The sequence below is a fragment of the Pseudoalteromonas sp. MEBiC 03607 genome (genome assembly GCF_004792295.1).
GTDB lineage: Bacteria > Pseudomonadota > Gammaproteobacteria > Enterobacterales > Alteromonadaceae > Pseudoalteromonas > Pseudoalteromonas lipolytica_C.
Map to the genome: position 1 here is coordinate 1,499,196 of NZ_SRRY01000001.1, position 18,783 is coordinate 1,517,978.

At 41.0% G+C, this 18,783-nt stretch carries 20 protein-coding genes; 15 read left to right on the forward strand and 5 right to left on the reverse strand.

What is annotated here, in order from left to right; genetic code table 11:
- Nucleotides 1-48 precede the first annotated feature (48 nt).
- Complete coding sequence (locus E5N72_RS06830; protein WP_135926247.1) at nt 49-834, forward strand: DUF481 domain-containing protein; 786 nt, start codon at nt 49-51, stop codon at nt 832-834.
- A gap of 14 nt (nt 835-848) precedes the next feature.
- A complete protein-coding gene (locus E5N72_RS06835) occupies nt 849-1,319 on the forward strand; it encodes a hypothetical protein (protein WP_135923780.1) in 471 nt (156 codons plus the stop codon).
- Nucleotides 1,320-1,372: 53 nt separating this feature from the next.
- On the opposite strand, the gene E5N72_RS06840 is transcribed toward E5N72_RS06835, so the two are convergent.
- Both E5N72_RS06840 and ygfZ read right to left on the reverse strand, forming a co-directional pair.
- Nucleotides 1,373-1,858: a peptidylprolyl isomerase gene (locus tag E5N72_RS06840; protein ID WP_135923781.1), complete on the reverse strand. Its 486-nt coding sequence runs from the start codon at nt 1,856-1,858 to the stop codon at nt 1,373-1,375.
- 12 nt (nt 1,859-1,870) lie between these two features.
- Entirely contained in the window at nt 1,871-2,782 is a 912-nt protein-coding gene (ygfZ, locus tag E5N72_RS06845; RefSeq protein WP_135923782.1) for a tRNA-modifying protein YgfZ, read from the reverse strand.
- 120 nt (nt 2,783-2,902) lie between these two features.
- On the opposite strand from ygfZ, the gene E5N72_RS06850 reads away from it, so the two are divergent.
- The gene (locus E5N72_RS06850; RefSeq protein ID WP_135923783.1) at nt 2,903-3,154 is read left to right on the forward strand and encodes a succinate dehydrogenase assembly factor 2; all 252 of its coding nucleotides are present in this window, start codon (nt 2,903-2,905) and stop codon (nt 3,152-3,154) included.
- Between the two features lie 91 nt (nt 3,155-3,245).
- A complete protein-coding gene (locus E5N72_RS06855) occupies nt 3,246-3,554 on the forward strand; it encodes a hypothetical protein (RefSeq protein WP_135923784.1) in 309 nt (102 codons plus the stop codon).
- Here E5N72_RS06855 and nadB read toward each other — a convergent pair.
- Nucleotides 3,529-5,151, reverse strand: a complete 1,623-nt coding sequence (gene nadB, locus E5N72_RS06860) for an L-aspartate oxidase (protein WP_135923785.1) — start codon at nt 5,149-5,151, stop codon at nt 3,529-3,531. The two genes, E5N72_RS06855 and nadB, sit on opposite strands and share 26 nt — an antisense overlap.
- Nucleotides 5,152-5,555: 404 nt before the next feature.
- Between nadB and rpoE the strand changes: the two genes are divergently transcribed.
- The 10 genes from rpoE (at nt 5,556) to pdxJ (ending at nt 14,075) form a co-directional block, all read left to right on the forward strand.
- Nucleotides 5,556-6,137, forward strand: coding sequence for an RNA polymerase sigma factor RpoE (gene rpoE / locus E5N72_RS06865; protein ID WP_036969086.1), 582 nt, complete (start codon nt 5,556-5,558; stop codon nt 6,135-6,137).
- 1 nt (nt 6,138) lies between these two features.
- Nucleotides 6,139-6,765 (forward strand): RseA family anti-sigma factor, encoded by a 627-nt coding sequence (locus E5N72_RS06870; RefSeq protein ID WP_135923786.1) that lies wholly within the window; start codon nt 6,139-6,141, stop codon nt 6,763-6,765.
- Between the two features lie 4 nt (nt 6,766-6,769).
- Nucleotides 6,770-7,723 (forward strand): MucB/RseB C-terminal domain-containing protein, encoded by a 954-nt coding sequence (locus E5N72_RS06875; RefSeq protein WP_135923787.1) that lies wholly within the window; start codon nt 6,770-6,772, stop codon nt 7,721-7,723.
- Between the two features lie 3 nt (nt 7,724-7,726).
- Nucleotides 7,727-8,176 (forward strand): SoxR reducing system RseC family protein, encoded by a 450-nt coding sequence (locus E5N72_RS06880; protein ID WP_135923788.1) that lies wholly within the window; start codon nt 7,727-7,729, stop codon nt 8,174-8,176.
- Between the two features lie 69 nt (nt 8,177-8,245).
- Nucleotides 8,246-10,033 carry a translation elongation factor 4 gene (gene lepA / locus E5N72_RS06885; protein WP_135923789.1) on the forward strand — a complete coding sequence of 596 codons (1,788 nt, stop codon included), beginning with the start codon at nt 8,246-8,248 and terminating at the stop codon, nt 10,031-10,033.
- A 26-nt stretch (nt 10,034-10,059) separates the two neighbouring features.
- Nucleotides 10,060-10,995: a signal peptidase I gene (gene lepB / locus E5N72_RS06890; protein WP_135923790.1), complete on the forward strand. Its 936-nt coding sequence runs from the start codon at nt 10,060-10,062 to the stop codon at nt 10,993-10,995.
- A 2-nt stretch (nt 10,996-10,997) separates the two neighbouring features.
- A complete protein-coding gene (gene rnc, locus E5N72_RS06895; protein ID WP_135923791.1) occupies nt 10,998-11,675 on the forward strand; it encodes a ribonuclease III in 678 nt (225 codons plus the stop codon).
- The gene (gene era / locus E5N72_RS06900) at nt 11,665-12,597 is read left to right on the forward strand and encodes a GTPase Era (protein ID WP_135923792.1); all 933 of its coding nucleotides are present in this window, start codon (nt 11,665-11,667) and stop codon (nt 12,595-12,597) included. The genes rnc and era overlap by 11 nt, the downstream gene beginning before the upstream one ends.
- A 16-nt stretch (nt 12,598-12,613) precedes the next feature.
- A complete protein-coding gene (gene recO / locus E5N72_RS06905; protein WP_135923793.1) occupies nt 12,614-13,300 on the forward strand; it encodes a DNA repair protein RecO in 687 nt (228 codons plus the stop codon).
- A 43-nt stretch (nt 13,301-13,343) separates the two neighbouring features.
- A complete protein-coding gene (gene pdxJ, locus E5N72_RS06910; RefSeq protein WP_054554340.1) occupies nt 13,344-14,075 on the forward strand; it encodes a pyridoxine 5'-phosphate synthase in 732 nt (243 codons plus the stop codon).
- Between the two features lie 182 nt (nt 14,076-14,257).
- Here pdxJ and E5N72_RS06915 read toward each other — a convergent pair whose 3' ends face one another.
- Entirely contained in the window at nt 14,258-14,506 is a 249-nt protein-coding gene (locus tag E5N72_RS06915; RefSeq protein ID WP_135923794.1) for a hypothetical protein, read from the reverse strand.
- A 106-nt stretch (nt 14,507-14,612) separates the two neighbouring features.
- Entirely contained in the window at nt 14,613-17,375 is a 2,763-nt protein-coding gene (gene barA, locus E5N72_RS06920) for a two-component sensor histidine kinase BarA (RefSeq protein ID WP_135926248.1), read from the reverse strand.
- 80 nt (nt 17,376-17,455) lie between these two features.
- On the opposite strand from barA, the gene rlmD reads away from it, so the two are divergent.
- Nucleotides 17,456-18,781 carry a 23S rRNA (uracil(1939)-C(5))-methyltransferase RlmD gene (gene rlmD / locus E5N72_RS06925; RefSeq protein ID WP_135923795.1) on the forward strand — a complete coding sequence of 442 codons (1,326 nt, stop codon included), beginning with the start codon at nt 17,456-17,458 and terminating at the stop codon, nt 18,779-18,781.
- Nucleotides 18,782-18,783 lie beyond the last annotated feature (2 nt).

The following is an 18,783-nucleotide window of genomic DNA, read 5'->3' on the forward strand; positions in this document are numbered from 1 at the left end:
TCTACTTTTAATTGTTTTAATACCCTAAAACGAATTACCTTAGCCGCCATGCTCGTTAGTAGTTGGCAGGCTTTTGCTGTTGATCCGTTTGAAGACTTTCATGAATACGGGCAATTATCAGAAGAAGAGATCCATAAAATTCATAAAGGTGAGTTGCTTTATGGTGATATTGAGTTTGGCTTTATGGTAAGTCGTGGTAATACAGATTCAACCAGCTTCAAACTTAAAGGTAACCTTTATCAAGACTTTGAAAAGTGGCGTAATCAATTTAAGCTCGACACCCTGTATAAGCGTGATCGTAACGATGAAACCGGAACTGAAGAAGTGTCTGCGGATCGTATCTTTGTATCTGGGCAAGGCAACTACAAGCTGAATGTCAAAAACGAATCATTCTTTATTTATAGTGATTACGAACGAGACAAATTTAGTGGTCTAGAATTTAAAAGCACCGTTGCGACAGGATACGGAAATCGTATTTATCAAGGTAGTAAAAATAAGGTGGATATTGACGTAGGACCCGGTTTGTATCGCTCAGTGGCAGATCAAGAGACAGCCACAGAAGAAGATGAAACAAAAACAGGTTACTTACTTCGAATGGCATTGCAGTGGGAGCGTACGGTCTCTGCTCGCACTCGCTTTAATCAAGACGTCAGTTATGAACAATCGTTGTCGGGATTAAACTCGCGTTTAAAATCAGAAACCTCATTGATCAGCAAAATTATGGGTGATGTATCACTCAAATTTACTTATATGTATCGCTATAACTCAAAACCGGAAGAAGAAAAGCTCAAGTACGATTCTGAGCTGAGTGCGACCTTTGTTTATAGCTTTTAAGAGAATATCTCAGTATGTATCAACATAAGCAGTACGCTATTTTTATTTTTGTTATTTTAGGCTGGATTGGCGGTTTTATTGCCTTAGCATGGAATTTAATTGGTGCAGATATTCCACTCATGGTGTTTAGTGCTATCTTAGTGCTGGTGGCCTTTTTGTTTCATGGTTTAACCATCAAGGTGAGTGATAAAAACGTAAGCTGGGCATTCGGTCCGGGTGTATTTGGTAAAACAGTTACCTTTGATGAGATTGAATCTGTTCGGGCAGTAAGTAACTCATTTCGACATGGCATAGGCCTGCGTATTACACATGATGGGTGGGTTTACAGTGTCTCTGGGTTCAGTGCAGTAGAGCTTGCTATGAAAGACGGTACAAAGTATCGCTTAGGAACCAATGACCAAGAAGGCTTACTTGCTGCGCTTAAAGAACATGTTGCAGAACCTGTGACAGACGCTTCTGTGGATACAGAAGAAGTAGTCGAATAAGCACACAGCAGATATAAAAAAAGCGCCAATGGCGCTTTTTTTATAGTCATGGTTTAGTGGCTGTGACCACAACCGCCTTCACCGTGCACATGACCATGTGCCAACTCTTCTTCTGTTGCATCGCGTACTTCAAGTACTTCAACATCAAAATGTAGAGTGATGCCTGAAAGAGGGTGGTTACCATCTACAATCACATCTTCATCTTGGATTTCGATGATCATTACTGATTGATCACCGGCATCAGTTGTCGCACGAAACTGCATACCAACTTCGATTTCCATTCCTTCGAACATCGACTTAGGCACAGCTTGCATCAAGTCATCATGACGTTCACCATAGCCTTGCTCTGGTTCTACAGTTACGCTAAATGTGTCACCGGCTTCTTTACCTAGTAGCGCATCCTCTAGGCCTGGAATTAGGTAGCCAGTGCCCACGATAAACACCAGTGGTTCACCATCGAAAGAGTTGTCGATAGTGTTTTTGTTATTATCCAATACTGAATAATGCATTTTTACCACTTTGTTTGCTGCTACGATCATAGTCTTTCCTATTTATTCATCTTCGAGAGAGTAAGGCAGAGCTTGAATTGATAGCTCAACCTGAGGGAGGTGTTTAGCACGCAACACTTGGCCTGCCTCATTGTCGTTTGGCAGCACAACAAGGCCCATTAATGTTTGCGTATCTTGATTATAACTTTGGCTAATTAGCTTGCCTGCACGACGCCAATTCTCGCCCATCTTGGTTTCGAGCTCAAGCTCATCAAGTTGACCTTCGGCTGTGCCTGCAACGATATACATAGCGCGTTTATTTTTGCCCAGATATTTCATGCGAGCGACTGTTTCTTGGCCTGTATAACAACCTTTTCTAAAGCTGATACCACCTAGTGCTTGTAGGTTCACCATTTGTGGTACGTACTCGCCAATGGCGTCGCTATTTAAAGATGGCTCACCAGCTGCAATTGCAGCTTGTTGCCAACGTGCATCATCATCAAGGGCCGTGACTTCGTCTGGTAAACAAAAGTCGTTATTGACCATCAGTAGAACACGGTTATCAGCAAGTTTTAATGCTTTACCGCCAGCAAAGTCAACGGCACTGTGTTCCTCATCAAACTCAATGTTGAGTGATTTAAGTGTATTATTAAGGTCATCACCAATTAGGCCAATAAGCGCTTTTTCACTTTGCTGAATGTCTACTTGGGAAAATACCGCATATTTTTTTAACTCTACCAGTGACTGCTCAACTTCAGGTTTTGTGCCCACAAGGTAGTAGCTATCTTGATGCTCAAAAAGTCTAAACACACCCCAAAGTTTGCCTTTGGCATTACAGTGTCCAGCCCATAAAAAGTTATCTTTGTTGAGCTTATTGATATCTTGAGTAATTTGTCCGTGAAGGTAAGACAGCTTATCTTTGCCAGTTAGGCTGATAAGCGAATAAGATAAAGGACATGCGTAAACAGTCGACATAAAAACCTTCTTTACGATATGAATGAGAGGTAATGATAACTTAGTTAGGGTAGCAATTTAAATAGCTGTTTATTCGATGGCAATTTGTTAAACTGCAGACAAATAAGTACGAGGTTTAAAATGACTGAAATTCACAGTAAAGAACGTATTCGTTGGGCATGCCGTCGCGGTATGTTGGAACTTGATGTTTTATTCATGCCATTCGTTGAAGAAGCGTTTGACTCACTTAGCAAAGAGCAGCAAGCTGTATTTCAACGCTTACTTGAAAGTGATGATCCTGATTTGTTCGCATGGTTCATGGGGCATGAAGAGTGTAAAGATCCAGAACTAAACACTATGGTCTCGTTAATTTTAGACCGAGTTCGTGTATAGGTTTGTCGTTAAAAATAATAAACTAGACCACAAACCATTTGTGGTCTTTTTTTGTTTTCTTGCTATCACGTTCTTTCTTACCGCCCACTCCTTGATTACACAAATATTTGCTATTTCATCTAGCCTGATTGCAGGCATTATTAGTTTTAAAAAAGCAAAACAAGCACATCCTGAAAACGGCACAGTTATTTTAGAATACTCACAGTTAAGATTTGTGAGTGATAACATTCAATTGCAAGGCGAGATAAGTCCGAAAAGTTATATCTTTGCAAACTACGTAGTGCTCAGGCTTGAGGGGTTTTATCAGTCACACTGGCTGATTATTTCAGCAGCCAGTGTAGAAGACGTTTATTTTTCGCGTTTGAAACGTGCTGTTATTGCAGTGCAGCAACCGACTTAGGGGTCAGTATTGTTGGTGTTGGATTGTCGTTTTGTTCTGGGTAATCAATAGTGTAGTGTAAACCACGGCTTTCTTTACGCTCAAGGGCACTGCGAATTATCAGCTCAGCTACTTGCACGAGATTTCTAAGCTCTAATAAGTTATTAGACACTCTGAAGTTAGCGTAGTAATCGTGAATTTCTTGTTGTAGTAACTCCACACGGTGAAGGGCACGCTCTAAGCGTTTAGTTGAGCGTACAATCCCCACGTAATCCCACATAAATAATCTTAGTTCATGCCAGTTATGAGTGATGACGATTTCTTCATCTGAATTAGTGACGCGGCTTTCATCCCATAGTGGGAGGGCTTCAAGGGCTGGGCTTGCATCGATTTTACTTAAGATGTCTTTCGCTGCGGCATGGGCAAACACAATACACTCAAGTAACGAGTTACTCGCCATGCGATTAGCACCATGTAAGCCTGTGTAAGCGACTTCGCCAACAGCATAAAGGTTGTCTAAATCTGTGCGGCCATTAAAGTCAGTCATCACCCCACCACAGGTATAGTGTGCAGCCGGAACCACTGGAATGGCTTCTTTAGTAATATCTAAGCCCACACTTAAACATTTTGCATAGATGGTAGGGAAGTGCTCAATGATAAAGTCTTTGTCTTTGTGGCTAATATCAAGATAGACACAGTTCGCACCAAGGCGCTTCATTTCAAAATCGATAGCACGAGCCACGATATCGCGAGGAGCAAGCTCTTCACGCTCATCAAAATCTTTCATAAAACGGGTGCCATCGGGGCGTTTTAAATATGCACCTTCACCACGCATTGCTTCGGTAATCAAAAAGTTTTGTAGCTCTGGGTGATATAAACTAGTTGGGTGGAATTGGTTAAATTCCATATTGGCAACCCGACACCCCGCACGCCATGCCATGGCAATACCATCGCCACTTGATACATCAGGATTAGAAGTATATAGATAAACTTTGCTGGCTCCACCAGTGGCAAGTGCAACGAATTTGGCTGAAATTGTTTCGACTTTTTTCTCTTCACAGTTCCATACATATAAACCATGAATATGTTTGCCCTTTTTACCTAGGCTCTTATCACTGATTAAATCAATCGCATTATAGTTTTCTAGCAAGGTAATGTTTTGATGGGCTTGTACTTGGCTAATTAAAGTTGTTTGCACTGCGCGACCAGTGGCATCTGCAGCGTGTAAAATACGGCGATGACTGTGGCCACCCTCACGAGTTAAATGAAAGCGCTCTTTACCTTTTGAGTCAAACTCCATATCAAAAGGCACACCTTGTTCGATTAGCCATTTCAAACACGTCTTAGCATTGCTTGCAGTGTAATGCACCGCATCTCGGTCACATAAACCACCACCCGCATCGAGTGTATCTTCAACATGAGATTCAATGCTGTCATTCTTTTTATCAAATACCGCGGCAATGCCACCTTGTGCATATAAGGTTGACCCTTCAGTCAGTGCACCTTTACTTAGTACAGTGACCTTGCAATGGTTAGCAAGAGATAAAGCAAGAGAAAGGCCAGCGGCGCCGCTGCCAATGATAGCGACATCAGTAATGTGATGTTTATTTTGGTTCATGTCTGTGGTCTTTGCGGTTACAATGCTCGGCTAGTAGTGCCAAAAGTTTGAGCAAATATTTTTTTATGTGGTATACGTATATGTACCATATTTGCAGTAACACTATTAGTCATTTTAATATGTTATACCAATCTTATTAGGTTTTAGGTCACATAAACAGTCTACTTTAGGCTGTTTGTTTAAATTTATTTAATTCACAGTGAACTTATGTACCCGTTGATTTAACAGCAGTATTTGAACTTATTGTGTAATAAGATCGGTATGACTCAATTTATTTGCATGCTATTTTATAAAAAAATCATTTTAAACTGAACTTTTATATTCATGCTGCAGTCAGAGTTTGTGTAAACAATGGCGAGTATATGAATAGCAAGCAAGAATCAAACAGAGGAGTACCGGCTCGAATGAGCGAGCAGGATTTGGATTTAGCGTTAGTTAAAAGGGTCCAGCAAGGAGATAAAAACGCCTTCAACCTATTAGTTAGAAAATATCAGAACAAAATTGCGGGTTTGATTTCACGTTATGTGTCGAACCAAGGTGATGTCGCTGATGTCGCGCAAGAGGCGTTTATTAAAGCGTATCGAGCTCTACCTAACTTTAGAGGTGATAGCGCCTTTTATACTTGGTTATACCGTATCGCCGTAAATTGTGCTAAAAATTACTTGGTTGCGCAGGGCCGAAAGCCCCCCGCAAACGATGTTGATGCTGAAGAAGCCGAATTTTATGACAGTGCAGATGCTATGCGTTCTAACGCATCACCTGAAAACCTGTTATTAAGTGACGAAGTACGTGCTGTAATTTTTAATACGATTGATAGTTTGCCTGAAGATCTGAAGACCGCGATAACCCTTCGTGAAATTGAAGGGATGAGCTATGAAGAAATAGCCGTGGTTATGGATTGCCCTGTGGGAACGGTACGCTCGCGTATATTTCGTGCCCGTGAGGCGATTGATAATAAATTGAATCCATTAATAGGTGAGTCTTAGTATGACAAAAGCAGACGTTAACAAGTTGGATAATGAGCAGTTGTCCGCGTTACTTGACGGCGAGCAGCAGTTAACTGATCAAGCGATCACTAACGACGATGTAGCAACATTTGGTCGTTACGCGATGATCGGTGACGTAATGCGTGCTGAGGCAAATAATAACGCTTTTAATTTCGACATTGCAGACGCAGTGGCAGAATCACTTGAGCAAGAACCTGTTTACGCTGATTTCGCGAATAAAACAACAGCACCAAAAAGCGAAGAAATCGTGGCGGCAACAGGCACAGATAACGTTGTAGCATTTAATTGGCGTCGTCCATTTGCCCAAGTGGCAATTGCTGCAAGTGTTGCTATGTTTGCGATTGTGGGCGTACAAACATTGCCGCAGAACACCGAATCACCAGAAAGTGACATTCCACTTTTACAAACAACACCTTTAACGGGGGTTGCGTCACCTGTTAGCTATTCATCAGAACAGCCTGCACTTGAAAACGCAGAGCAAGGTTTACGTGAATTACAACAGCAGCGTATAGGGGCATTAGTTCTTGAGCATCAGCGTCAAGCACGTGTTGCCTATTCTCTGGAAAGTTCACAAACTGCAGAAAACGCAGAAGAGGAAAAAAACTAATTAAATGAAAGTGTTTACTTTTATTTTGTCACTGGCATTAATGGCTCCGGCTTTTGCCAGTGATGAAAACCCCGCCAAAGCATTATTACTTAATATGGCTGATGCCGTTCATACCCGCAACTTTGATGCATCTTTTGTCGTTGTTAAAGGCCAAACCATGGAACCTTATCGTTGGTTGCATGCTAAACAAGGTGATATCGAGCTTGAACATTTGAGCTTGCTTAATGGTGCAGGGCTTGAGATGGCAAGAGTCAACGGACAAGTTACTTATTTTGAGCCTCACTCACAGCCTTATACTATCAAAACCGACACTATTGCCGGGCCTATTCCTGAAGTACTTTTTAAAGATATTGAACGCGTAAGTGCACATTATGATTTTGTGCTAGGTGGTAAAGGACGTATTGCAGGTCGCTCAGCGCAGTTAGTGCGTATTGAATCAAAAGATGAGCATAAATTTAACTACTGGATTTGGATTGATACCGAATCATCGCTTCTACTTAAGTCTGCTTATGTTGATCATAAAGGCGAAATGTTGGAGCAATTACAGTTAACTCACATAAGTGTGACCGAGCAGCCAGCGCCAATGCTACTTGAAATGCAAAACCGTAGTTTTCCTGCTGCTATGCCAACCACTGAGATTGAAAATGCATCTGAAGGTGCTGGCAATAATTGGAATATTGGCTGGTTGCCAGATGGATTCAAATTGTTAAAGTCAGATCGCCACAAATTAGACTTAAATAATGAACTAACAGACTATTACTTATACTCTGATGGTTTTGTGGAAGTATCTGTGTTTATTCAAAGACCTTTACCAGGCAAACGAGCCAGTGGTGCACTATCATCGGGTGCAACGACGGTTTATGTTCACAATGGCGGTGGCTTTGATGTATCGGTTGTTGGTAATATTCCTGCTATGACAGCCAAAGCTATAGCTGAGTCGGTAGCGCGACCTCTTTAAATTATGATTGAACAAACACTCACTGTCGTGTCGGTTAAAGGCACGACAGCGAACTTAGAAGCAGAGCAAAAACAGGCCTGTGCCGGCTGTAATGGTCGATGTGGCTCGCAAGTATTCGCTAAACTGTTTGGAACAGCCAAAAAAACTTTCCCCTATACCTTTGATTCTGAGTTAAAAGTCGGTCAAAAAGTGACCTTGGCACTTGATGATAGTCATTTAGTTAAACATGCGATGGCTGTGTATATGTTGCCACTTTTACTCAGTTTGGGATTTGCTTTAATCGCTTTTGCCGCTTTTTCATTACCTGAGGGCTGGCAAATTTTAGCAGCCGTGATTGGTGGCTTAACGGGCTATGCAATAGCAAAATCAAGGGTTAAGAGCCTCAAGCACGATATAAAAGTAATAAAAATTCACCCAATTACTATTCCTTTCACTCAAATAGATGGTGATTAAAGCCAATTAAATGTAAAATTGTCGCTTTATACACTTAGTCCATTTATATAGAAGTTTAGAATCCAGTTTATGAAGCATATCCGTAATTTTTCGATCATCGCCCATATTGACCATGGTAAATCGACTCTCTCAGACCGTCTTATCCAAGTTTGTGGTGGTTTAACAGACCGTGAAATGCAGCAGCAGGTGTTAGACTCAATGGACATTGAGCGTGAGCGTGGTATTACCATCAAAGCGCAAAGTGTAACACTAAATTATAAAGCTAAAGACGGCGAAACATACCAGTTAAACTTCATCGATACTCCAGGACACGTTGACTTTACATACGAAGTATCGCGTTCACTTGCAGCCTGTGAAGGTGCATTATTGGTTGTAGATGCGGGCCAAGGTGTTGAAGCACAAACATTAGCAAACTGCTACACAGCAATCGAAATGGACTTAGAAGTTATTCCAGTTCTAAATAAAATCGACTTACCGCAAGCCGACCCTCTTCGTGTAGCTGAAGAAATTGAAGATATTATCGGTATCGATGCTCTAGATGCAGTGCAATGTAGTGCTAAAACAGGTATTGGTATTGAAGAAGTATTAGAAGTTATTGTTAAAGATATTCCGCCACCGGTAGGCGACAAAGATAAGCCACTACAAGCGCTAATCATTGACTCATGGTTTGACCCATATCAAGGCGTTGTATCATTGGTACGTATCAAACACGGTGAATTACGCTCTGGCGATAAAATTAAGATCATGTCGAATGAGCAAGTTCATATCGCAGATAAAGTGGGTATTTTCACTCCAAAACAAACCAACACGGGTATCTTAAAAACCGGTGAAGTAGGTTTTGTTATTGCGGGTATTAAAGAAATCCACGGTGCACCAGTTGGTGATACTATTACGCTTCAACGTAATTCTGCCCCTGAGCGTTTACCAGGCTTCCAACGCATTAAACCGCAGGTTTATGCTGGTATGTTCCCAATCTCATCAGATGATTATGAATCATTCCGTGATGCGCTTGATAAACTAAGCTTGAACGATGCGTCGTTATTCTTCGAACCAGAAAACTCAACTGCACTTGGTTTTGGTTTCCGTTGTGGTTTCTTGGGTATGCTACACATGGAAATCATTCAAGAACGTCTTGAGCGAGAGTACGACATTGATCTTATTACTACTGCGCCAACAGTAATCTACGAAGTAGAAACAAAAGACGGAACTAAACAAATAGATAACCCGTCTGACCTACCACCGGTAAACAATATTATTGAAATCCGTGAGCCAATTGTTGAAGCTAACATCTTAGTTCCGCAAGAGTTTTTGGGTAACGTAATTACACTTTGTGTTGAAAAGCGTGGTATGCAAACTAAAATGAGCTACCATGGTAAGCAAGTTGCGGTGACGTACGAATTACCGATGGCTGAAGTAGTAATGGACTTCTTTGATAAGTTAAAATCAACAAGTCGTGGTTTTGCATCACTTGATTATAACTTTAAGCATTTCCAAGCTTCAGACATGGTGCGTGTTGATGTACTAATTAATGGTGAGCGTGTTGATGCACTTGCTATTATTGTGCACCGTGATATTGCGCAGTCACGTGGTCGCCAGTTAGCGGAAGCGCTAAAAGATCTGATCCCACGTCAGCAGTTTGATATTGCGATTCAAGCAGCGATTGGTCAGCATGTGATAGCACGTACAACAGTTAAGCAATTACGCAAAAACGTAATCGCAAAATGTTACGGTGGTGACGTGAGCCGTAAGAAAAAGCTACTACAGAAGCAAAAAGAAGGTAAAAAGCGAATGAAGCAATTAGGTAACGTTGAAGTTCCTCAAGATGCATTCTTAGCTATCCTTAAAGTTGGTAAATAATAAGAAGTAGATATAGGAATTAATGCATGGCGGGTTATTTTTCAATTTTCTTAGTGTTGTTAACACTTGGCTCAGGTTTAATTTGGTTAATTGACCACTTTATGTTTGCGCCGAAGCGTCAACAGCGAATTGCCCTTGCTCAAAATGCCGCAGGTGGTGATTTAGATGAAGAAACCGCTGCATTAATTGCGCCTGAGCCAAGTATTACTGAAACGGCTAAATCAATTTTTCCGATGATTGCGGCAATCACCATCTTCCGCTCATTTATTTTTGAACCGTTTCAAATTCCATCTGGTTCGATGATGCCAACTTTACTTGTGGGTGACTTTATTCTTGTTCAAAAGTACTCATATGGCATTAAAGACCCAGTTTGGCGCAGTCAGCTAGTTGATGTAAACGAGCCTGAGCGTGGTGATATTGTTGTATTTAAATACCCACTTGATGAGCGTGTTGATTACATTAAACGAGCAATAGGTCTACCTGGCGATAAGATTGTTTATCGCAACAAGCACCTTTATATTCAGCCAAAATGTGAAGAAGGTGCTACGCAACAGGGTGAGTTGCTGTGTAATGAATACAATAAAATTGATATGGAAATCCTCAATAGCGATGAGTTCAAACAAGGTTCAATGAATTTGGTGCGTTTAGAAGAAGGTCTAAGCACAGTCAATCATAATATCTTGATTAACCCGCAAGCGCCTGAAATGAAAGGCCGCTATTATCAGCAGCCGGGTACTCGCTCAGATGAGTGGGTGGTTCCTGCCGATCATTATTTTATGATGGGTGATAACCGTGATAATAGCCAAGACAGTCGCTTTTGGGGCTTTGTACCAAAAGAAAACTTGGTTGGTAAAGCCGTCTTTATATGGATGAGTTTTGAATTTGAAAATGGCCCAGATGACTTTTTACCAAGCTGGGTTCCAACTGGTGTTCGTTTTGAACGCCTAGGTAATATTCAGTAACGATGAAAAAAAACGTAACAGAGTTATACAATAAAATAGGTTATACATTTACTGATCAAGCGTTGCTTGAGCAGGCAATGACGCATCGCAGTCATAAAGGTCAACATAATGAACGCTTAGAGTTTTTGGGCGATTCAATTTTGAGTTTTGTGATTGCTAATGCGCTTTATAATAAATTTCCAAAAGCACGTGAAGGTGATTTAAGCCGTATGCGCTCTACCTTAGTGCGTGGACAAACCTTGGCTGAATTTGGCCTAGAATTTGGCTTGGGCGATTACTTACGCTTAGGCCCAGGTGAATTGAAAAGTGGCGGTTTTCGCCGCGAATCAACCCTTGCCGATGCTGTTGAAGCGATTATTGGCGCGGTGTTCTTAGACTCAAACATTGAACAATGTGGAGAGCTTATTTTAAGCTGGTATGAGTCTCGCCTTGATGCAATTTCGCCAGGTTTGAACCAAAAAGACCCGAAAACATTACTTCAAGAATACTTACAAGCGCGCAAACTATCGTTACCAGGCTACACTGTTATTGATACAAAGGGCCAAGCGCACAATCAAACATTCACGGTTGAATGTATTGTTGAAGGGATGGATAGCATTATCTCAGTGGGTAGCTCGCGTCGTAAAGCAGAGCAAAAAGCCGCTGAAAAAGCCTTAAAGATACTTAAAAATGAATCTTGATGATTTAATCTCTAAATCACCTGCAGAGTTAGATACACACTGCGGGATGATTGCCATTGTAGGCCGTCCAAATGTGGGCAAATCAACCTTACTTAACTACATTGTTGAGCAAAAGGTGTCGATTACTTCGCGTAAACCGCAAACTACACGTCACCGTATTATGGGTATTCATACCGAAGGTAAATACCAAGCTGTGTACGTCGATACTCCGGGTTTACACGTAGAAGAAAAGCGTGCCATTAACCGTTTAATGAACAGAGCAGCATCAAGTTCAATTGGTGATGTAGAACTGATCATTTTTGTGGTTGAAGGAACACACTGGAACGAAGACGATGAGATGGTACTTAACAAAGTGCGCCAAAGTGGTCGTCCGGTGTTATTGGTAATGAATAAAATCGACCAAGTAAAAGATCGCGATCTTGTGCTGCCACACATGCAGTTCTTGGGCGAAAAGTTTGATTTTGTTGGTATTATTCCTGTTTCTGCTAAGCAGGGTAAAAATATTGAACTAATCAAAGCTGAAGTAACTAAGCGTCTTCCTCTTTGCGAGTTTTATTTCCCTGAGGACTACGTGACAGATCGCTCTATGCGATTCATGTCGGCAGAAGTTATCCGTGAAAAGCTGATGCGTTTTATGGGTGATGAGTTACCTTATTCTGTCACGGTAGAAATAGAACAGTTTAAATGGCTCGATAATGGTGTTTGGCAAATCAATGGCCTTATCTTGGTTGAGCGCGAAACACAAAAACGTATGGTGATCGGTAACAAGGGCGAAAAGCTAAAAGTTATCGGTCGTGAAGCGCGTAAAGACCTTGAAGAAATGCTTGATAACAAAGTGTTTTTAGAACTTTGGGTAAAAGTCAAATCTGGTTGGGCTGACGATGAACGTGCGCTACGTAGCCTTGGCTATGGTGAAGACTAAGTAAAGCTTACACGCCATGGATAGCGAATTCTACACAGCATACTTGCTGCATCGACGTCCTTTTAGTGACTCGCAAGTTATGCTTGATATGCTGGTAGAAGGCGTTGGTCAACTGAGAATGTTGGCTCGTATTAGTGGTCGCCAGGCCACTAAACATAAAGCTCAACTGCAACCTTTCCAATCTCTGCTTGTACAATACAGCGGTAAGTCTGATTTAAAATACATCACTCGTTTTGAGCCCCATGGCGGGCAAAGTATGTTAACTGGCACCCAGTTATATTGTGGTTTTTATTTGAACGAATTAACCAATCGTATCGTACCAATCAACGAGCCGATGGAAAGTGTTTATCATCTCTATAAACAGCATTTACACGAGTTATCGACCACTAAAAGCCTGCAAGCGGTGCTGCGCTCATATGAGTTTCAACTGCTAGAGATGCTAGGTTACGGTGTTGATTTTAGCGTTGATGCGCAAGGGGATGAAATAAACGATGCAGCAAATTATCAGTACTTTGCTGAATACGGTTTTTTGTTGCATGACGACCCCCATAGTGGCTTTTCAGGAAAGCAATTAAATGCCATAGCGGCTCATGACTTTAGCGCCCCTGATGTGTTATATATGGCTAAGCAATTAAGTCGATACCTACTCAAGCCTTTACTTGGTAAAAAGCCATTAAAAAGCCGTGAGTTATTTATTAAATAGGCTGATACTCAGCCTTGAATCGTTGTTTTAAACAGGTAAAAAAATGAAAGATATTCTTCTTGGTGTAAACGTTGATCACATTGCCACTTTACGCCAAGCGCGTGGCACGAGTTACCCAGATCCTGCGCATGCCGCTGCTGTTGCAGAGCATGCTGGTGCAGATGGTATCACCATTCATTTGCGTGAAGACCGTCGTCATATTCAAGATCGTGACGTATATGTGATGGCAAAAACGATTCAAACACGTATGAATCTTGAGATTGCAGTCACTGATGAAATGATCGACATCGCCCTTGAAGTGAAACCTGCTTATGTGTGTTTAGTGCCTGAAAAACGTGAAGAACTCACCACAGAAGGTGGCCTTGATGTTGTAGGTAACTTTGAAAAAGTAAAAGCTGCAACAGAAAAGCTGACAGCAGCAGGAATTAAGGTTTCGTTATTTATTGATGCCGACAACGCGCAGCTTGACGCTGCAAAAGCGTGTAATGCTCCTTACGTTGAAATTCACACAGGTGCTTATGCCGATGCTGAGAATGACGAAGAGCTTCACACGGAGCTTGAACGTATTCGTAGCGGCGTACAATATGCTGATAGCCTAGGTTTAATCGTTAATGCCGGCCATGGTCTTCATTATCACAATGTAAAACCAATTGCGGCAATGCCAGAAATTTATGAGTTAAACATTGGTCATGCAATAATTGCCCGTGCAGCGATTGATGGTTTAGAAAAAGCCGTTAGCGATATGAAACGCCTAATGATTGAAGCAAGGCTTTAATACTAATCCGCAATAATATTAATCATTTTGAGGGATTAAACCTGTCGCTATCTACGAGGTTTTATTGCCTCAAAATAGGCTACTCAATTAAGCGAATTGGTATAAGCTTTGAACTGCCGCCCTTTTATAGGCGCTGGCAAGTTTGAATACTGAGCGCGGTGGATGTGATATCCACCGCGTTTTTATTTACTCAGATAAACAATAAATTGTGCAAGTAATGAAGAAAGCCAAGGCGAAAGACAGAGTAGGGCCACTAAATATTGATGTTTTTTCTTAAAGCTTTTTAAAACATCATCATCTACGGCCGACAATTCACCTTTTTTAATTGAATGAAAAACCATCGAGTTAGGTTTTGCCTTCATTAATTGGGCTTTACTCTCGTATTCTTGCCATTGTTCTGCGTAATTGTTCTTTACGTAATCGTTTGCCATCCCACTAAGCCTTTTATGACAAACTATGCACCATACGAACGATAGCGATACAAAAACAAAAAATGAAATAAAAAACATTTATCTTCCTTGAGATTCTTTCTAACTTTTATTGCTCTTCCATACCTGCATCGCTTAACAAATTATTAAGCTCATCAATTAACTCAAACAGTTCAGGCTCAATGTAATTTAAATCGCAATCGCCTTTTAATGCTGTTTCGAGAGTTTCGGCAAGTGATTTTAGTTTTGGTACGCCGGTATAACAACATGCGCCATGGAACTTGTGTACTATGCTAAGTACATGTTCGCAATCTTCTTTTTCTATAGCTTCATTGAGCAGGCGCAAGGTCTCCGGCACGCTCAGTAATAGCATGTTAAGCATTTCAAGTGCTAGTTCTTCTTTACCGCCTGCGCGTTGTAGTGCTAATTGCCAATCAAGACGAGCGCTTTCAAATGGTGGCTCCGAATGAACGGCAGCTGCTTTACTTCGCTCACGATTAATAGGTGATTGCGGGCTATGATCGCTGATGATTTGTTTTAGCATATCTTCATCGATAGGCTTGGTTAAGTAACCTTTAAAGCCATCTTTAAGCAGTTGCTCTTTTTCACCCGCCAAAGCGTGCGCTGTAACTGCAATGATAGGTGTATCTTCATTGAGTGATGATTCGCGAATAAGCTTACAAGCGGTAATACCATCCATGATTGGCATTTGAATATCCATAAATATTAAATCGTATTTATGGCTTTTGCTTAAGCTATAGGCTTGAGAACCATTATGGGCGGTATCAATTAACTCAATTTGTTCTTCCAGAAGGGTACAAATAAGCTTTAAGTTAGCGTCATTGTCATCAACGACCAACACTTTAAGTGGTAAAAGCTTTTCGTCACCCTGTTCAATATTATGTACTGGGTGATCAAGGCGATAAGGTGCAGCCAATATTTCACACAGTTTACGGTGGTTAAGCGGCTTGCTAAGGCATGCATCAGCACCACTACCAATAAATGCCTCACGCATATTATGTGACACAGTATTGAGCATAATATATAAATAATCAGTCGCAGGGCGAACTGCTTTCACGTAGCTTTTCAGCTGCTGCATATCATCTATTGTGGCAGTATGGCCAATAATACAGATGTCATAGCTGAAATCTTTATTGATCTCGTTTAAGAAACTTTCTTCATCTGTGCACGCAGTCACTCGCATTTGCCATTCATTCAATAACGACAATGTTGCTTGATGAGAGTGCTCATGTGGCTCTAAATAAAGCACGCGTTTATTTATTAAGGATTGAGTAGGTAAGTCGCTGGTAATTATATTACTTGGCGTTCTAAATACCGCATTGAATGTAAAGCAGGTGCCATTGCCAGGAGCTGAGTTAAGCGTTATGCGACCGTTCATCGCTTCAACAATATGTTTAGTGATGATTAAACCAAGCCCAGTACCACCAAATTTTCGGGTAATACTTGAGTCTGCTTGGCCAAATGGTGTGAATAACGCATCTTGTTTATCCATAGGAATACCTACACCTGTATCAGTCACTGAGACCAAAATTGAGGCGCGCTCTTCATCGAGCAAGCGGTAGCCAACATCCACTTTAATCGACCCTTTTTCAGTGAATTTAATCGCGTTACTCAACAGGTTAATTAAGATTTGTTTAAAGCGAGTCGGGTCACCGGTCAGGTTATCAGGCACTTGTGGATGAATAAAAATTGATAGCTCAAGTTGCTTTTCATGAGCGCTCGGTGCCAATAAAGTTAAAACTTCATTGATATTGTCACGCAGCTGGAATTGCATTGATTCTAGCTCCATGGCACCGGCTTCTAATTTAGAAAAGTCCAAAATATCACTAATAATGGTCAATAAACTGTTAGCCGACAGCTCAATGGTATCAAGATAATCTTTTTGATGCTTATTTAGCGGGGTTTTATAAAGCTGGCGTGTAAAACCAATTACACCATTTAAAGGCGTACGTAATTCATGACTCATCTTGGCTAAGAAGTCTGATTTTACTCGGTTAGCATCTTGCGCGTCTTTTTTGGCGATACTTAACTGGATATTTTGGGTTTCGTACTGTTCGAGTGTTTCGCGGTAATCAGAGGTTGCTTGGTCAATGTGTTTTTGCATTTCGTCACGTTGCATGACCATGGTTTGCGAAATCGTATTAAGGCCTTCTCTGAGTAACTCAAACTCTCCAAACATTTTTTTATCAAGACCGGTATCTACTTTACCTTCTATTAATCTGTCGGTAGCAAGTACTAACTTATTAAGTGGTTGAACAAACATACGGGTAAGTCTAAATGCCAAAATAGTCGCCAGCACTAACGCTAAAATAATGACAATGCCACTTATGAGCAGTGCGCGTTGCTGACCAATGATAGCCTGTTGTTTGTTGAGCATGATAACCACAGTCCCCAATGAAGCTTGATAACTATGGTGGTTCCAAATCGAATCTTGGCGACTATGATTAACAATGGCAGTTTTAAACGTTAAGTAGTGCTCTGAATTTTTGACAATAATACCGTCTAGTGACGCTGAGTTATCGGTTATAAACTCTTTGAACTCACTTTGATATTTACTAAAAATGACAAGCTCATTGTTCTCATCAAAAATAGCAATTGATTGAATAGCAGGGGAGTGCTTGTTATGGGTATGACTAACTAGGCGTGTTAATAGCGGTTTATCACGTTTGAGCAAGGGTTGTTCAACCGCTATAGCCAGCGGCTCAATTATTGTCACACCTTGTTGATATAAAATTTCATCGAGCTCAATGTAACGATTTATTGTAAAATAACCGCCCAGCAACAAGCCTATGATCACAGTCGGTATTAAAGTGAGAGTTAAGACTGAGTCACGTAAGCCAAATTTAGTCATAAAGAATGTTGTTATCATTATTATCGTTGTTTAAGAGTATATACTTACTTCCGCTTTATCAATAATTAAGGTGTTGCCCAATGGCACAGATTTTCAAAGCCAAAAAGAAATCCGTTTCACAAAAAATGCTAACCCTGTCTGTCACCGCTATGGATCATCAAGGTCGAGGCGTAGCTAAACAAGGGAGTAAAGTTTGTTTTGTTAATGGTGCTTTGCCGGGCGAAGAAGTAAAAGCACTGTTGATAGAAGATAAGGCACGTTTTGCCAGTGCTGATTGTAAAAAAGTGCTATCAGCCTCAGAGCATAGGGTTACTCCTTTTTGCCAACATTATCAGGTATGCGGTGGTTGTCAGTTACAACACCTTAATGCAGAGCAACAATTGGTTGAGAAGCAAGCTGCGGTTAGCCAGCTGTTTAACAAGTTTGCCAAAGCTGATGACTTAAATTGGCAAGCACCTCTGCTTAGTGAAGAGCACCATTATCGTCGCTCTGCGCGTATTGCTGTAATGCATGACAAAGCCGCCAAAAAAATGCGAGTAGGGTATCGAGCTCAGGGTTCTAAGCAATTGGTGAGTATTGAAAACTGTGATGTGCTAAGCGGCACTTTTAAAGACGTTTTTTCAGTTTTTGATGTTCTTATCAACAGCCATTCAGGTCTGAGCAGTATTAGTCACTTACAATTATGTGAAGCTGATAATGCGTCCTTTGTGGTTATTAGGCATACCAAAGCTATTAATGCAGAGTTAAAAGCCATTGTTGTAGCGGCGTGTGATGAATATAGCTGGCGTGTTGTGTGGCAATCACAAAGTGGTGAAATTGATCACAGTGACCATCCAATGCCGTACTACCAGATACCAGCTTATGATTTACGTTTTGAGTTTGGCCTTGAGAACTTTATTCAAGTTAACCCGCAAGTGAACCAAGCTATGCTGCATCAAGCAAAACAGTGGCTTGATTTACAAGGTCATGAGCAGGTATTGGATTTGTTTTGTGGTATTGGTAACTTTTCATTATTAATGGCAAAGTATGCTAAATATGTTATTGGTGTTGAAGGTGTTGATTCTGCGGTTGCATTAGCCAAACAAAATGCGCAAACTAACTCTTTGTCGAATACCGATTTTTACTGTTTTGATTTAACACAGCCAATGAAATCAGCAGCTTGGTTTAGTGATGATTTTGATGTGTTAGTCCTTGACCCGTCACGCACTGGGGCGATGGCCATTTTAGAGCAGTTACCACTAACCCAGTTTAAAACGATTTTATACGTCTCTTGTGATCCTGTTACTTTAGCCCGTGACAGTGCGATTATTTTACAAGCAGGCTTTAGCATTAAGAAAATAGGGCTAATGAATATGTTCCCGCATACCGGGCATATTGAAACGATGGCGTTATTTCACAGGAGGTAAAG

Excerpts from the sequence above, each read along its gene's own strand:
- E5N72_RS06830 (WP_135926247.1), top strand. The coding sequence starts at position 49 with ATGCTCGTTAGTAGTTGGCAGGCTTTTGCTGTTGATCCGTTTGAAGAC.
- E5N72_RS06835 (WP_135923780.1), top strand. The coding sequence starts at position 849 with ATGTATCAACATAAGCAGTACGCTATTTTTATTTTTGTTATTTTAGGC.
- E5N72_RS06840 (WP_135923781.1), bottom strand. The coding sequence starts at position 1,858 with ATGATCGTAGCAGCAAACAAAGTGGTAAAAATGCATTATTCAGTATTG.
- ygfZ (WP_135923782.1), bottom strand. The coding sequence starts at position 2,782 with ATGTCGACTGTTTACGCATGTCCTTTATCTTATTCGCTTATCAGCCTA.
- E5N72_RS06850 (WP_135923783.1), top strand. The coding sequence starts at position 2,903 with ATGACTGAAATTCACAGTAAAGAACGTATTCGTTGGGCATGCCGTCGC.
- nadB (WP_135923785.1), bottom strand. The coding sequence starts at position 5,151 with ATGAACCAAAATAAACATCACATTACTGATGTCGCTATCATTGGCAGC.
- rpoE (WP_036969086.1), top strand. The coding sequence starts at position 5,556 with ATGAGCGAGCAGGATTTGGATTTAGCGTTAGTTAAAAGGGTCCAGCAA.
- E5N72_RS06870 (WP_135923786.1), top strand. The coding sequence starts at position 6,139 with ATGACAAAAGCAGACGTTAACAAGTTGGATAATGAGCAGTTGTCCGCG.
- E5N72_RS06875 (WP_135923787.1), top strand. The coding sequence starts at position 6,770 with ATGAAAGTGTTTACTTTTATTTTGTCACTGGCATTAATGGCTCCGGCT.
- E5N72_RS06880 (WP_135923788.1), top strand. The coding sequence starts at position 7,727 with ATGATTGAACAAACACTCACTGTCGTGTCGGTTAAAGGCACGACAGCG.
- lepA (WP_135923789.1), top strand. The coding sequence starts at position 8,246 with ATGAAGCATATCCGTAATTTTTCGATCATCGCCCATATTGACCATGGT.
- lepB (WP_135923790.1), top strand. The coding sequence starts at position 10,060 with ATGGCGGGTTATTTTTCAATTTTCTTAGTGTTGTTAACACTTGGCTCA.
- rnc (WP_135923791.1), top strand. The coding sequence starts at position 10,998 with ATGAAAAAAAACGTAACAGAGTTATACAATAAAATAGGTTATACATTT.
- era (WP_135923792.1), top strand. The coding sequence starts at position 11,665 with ATGAATCTTGATGATTTAATCTCTAAATCACCTGCAGAGTTAGATACA.
- recO (WP_135923793.1), top strand. The coding sequence starts at position 12,614 with ATGGATAGCGAATTCTACACAGCATACTTGCTGCATCGACGTCCTTTT.
- pdxJ (WP_054554340.1), top strand. The coding sequence starts at position 13,344 with ATGAAAGATATTCTTCTTGGTGTAAACGTTGATCACATTGCCACTTTA.
- E5N72_RS06915 (WP_135923794.1), bottom strand. The coding sequence starts at position 14,506 with ATGGCAAACGATTACGTAAAGAACAATTACGCAGAACAATGGCAAGAA.
- barA (WP_135926248.1), bottom strand. The coding sequence starts at position 17,375 with ATGACTAAATTTGGCTTACGTGACTCAGTCTTAACTCTCACTTTAATA.
- rlmD (WP_135923795.1), top strand. The coding sequence starts at position 17,456 with ATGGCACAGATTTTCAAAGCCAAAAAGAAATCCGTTTCACAAAAAATG.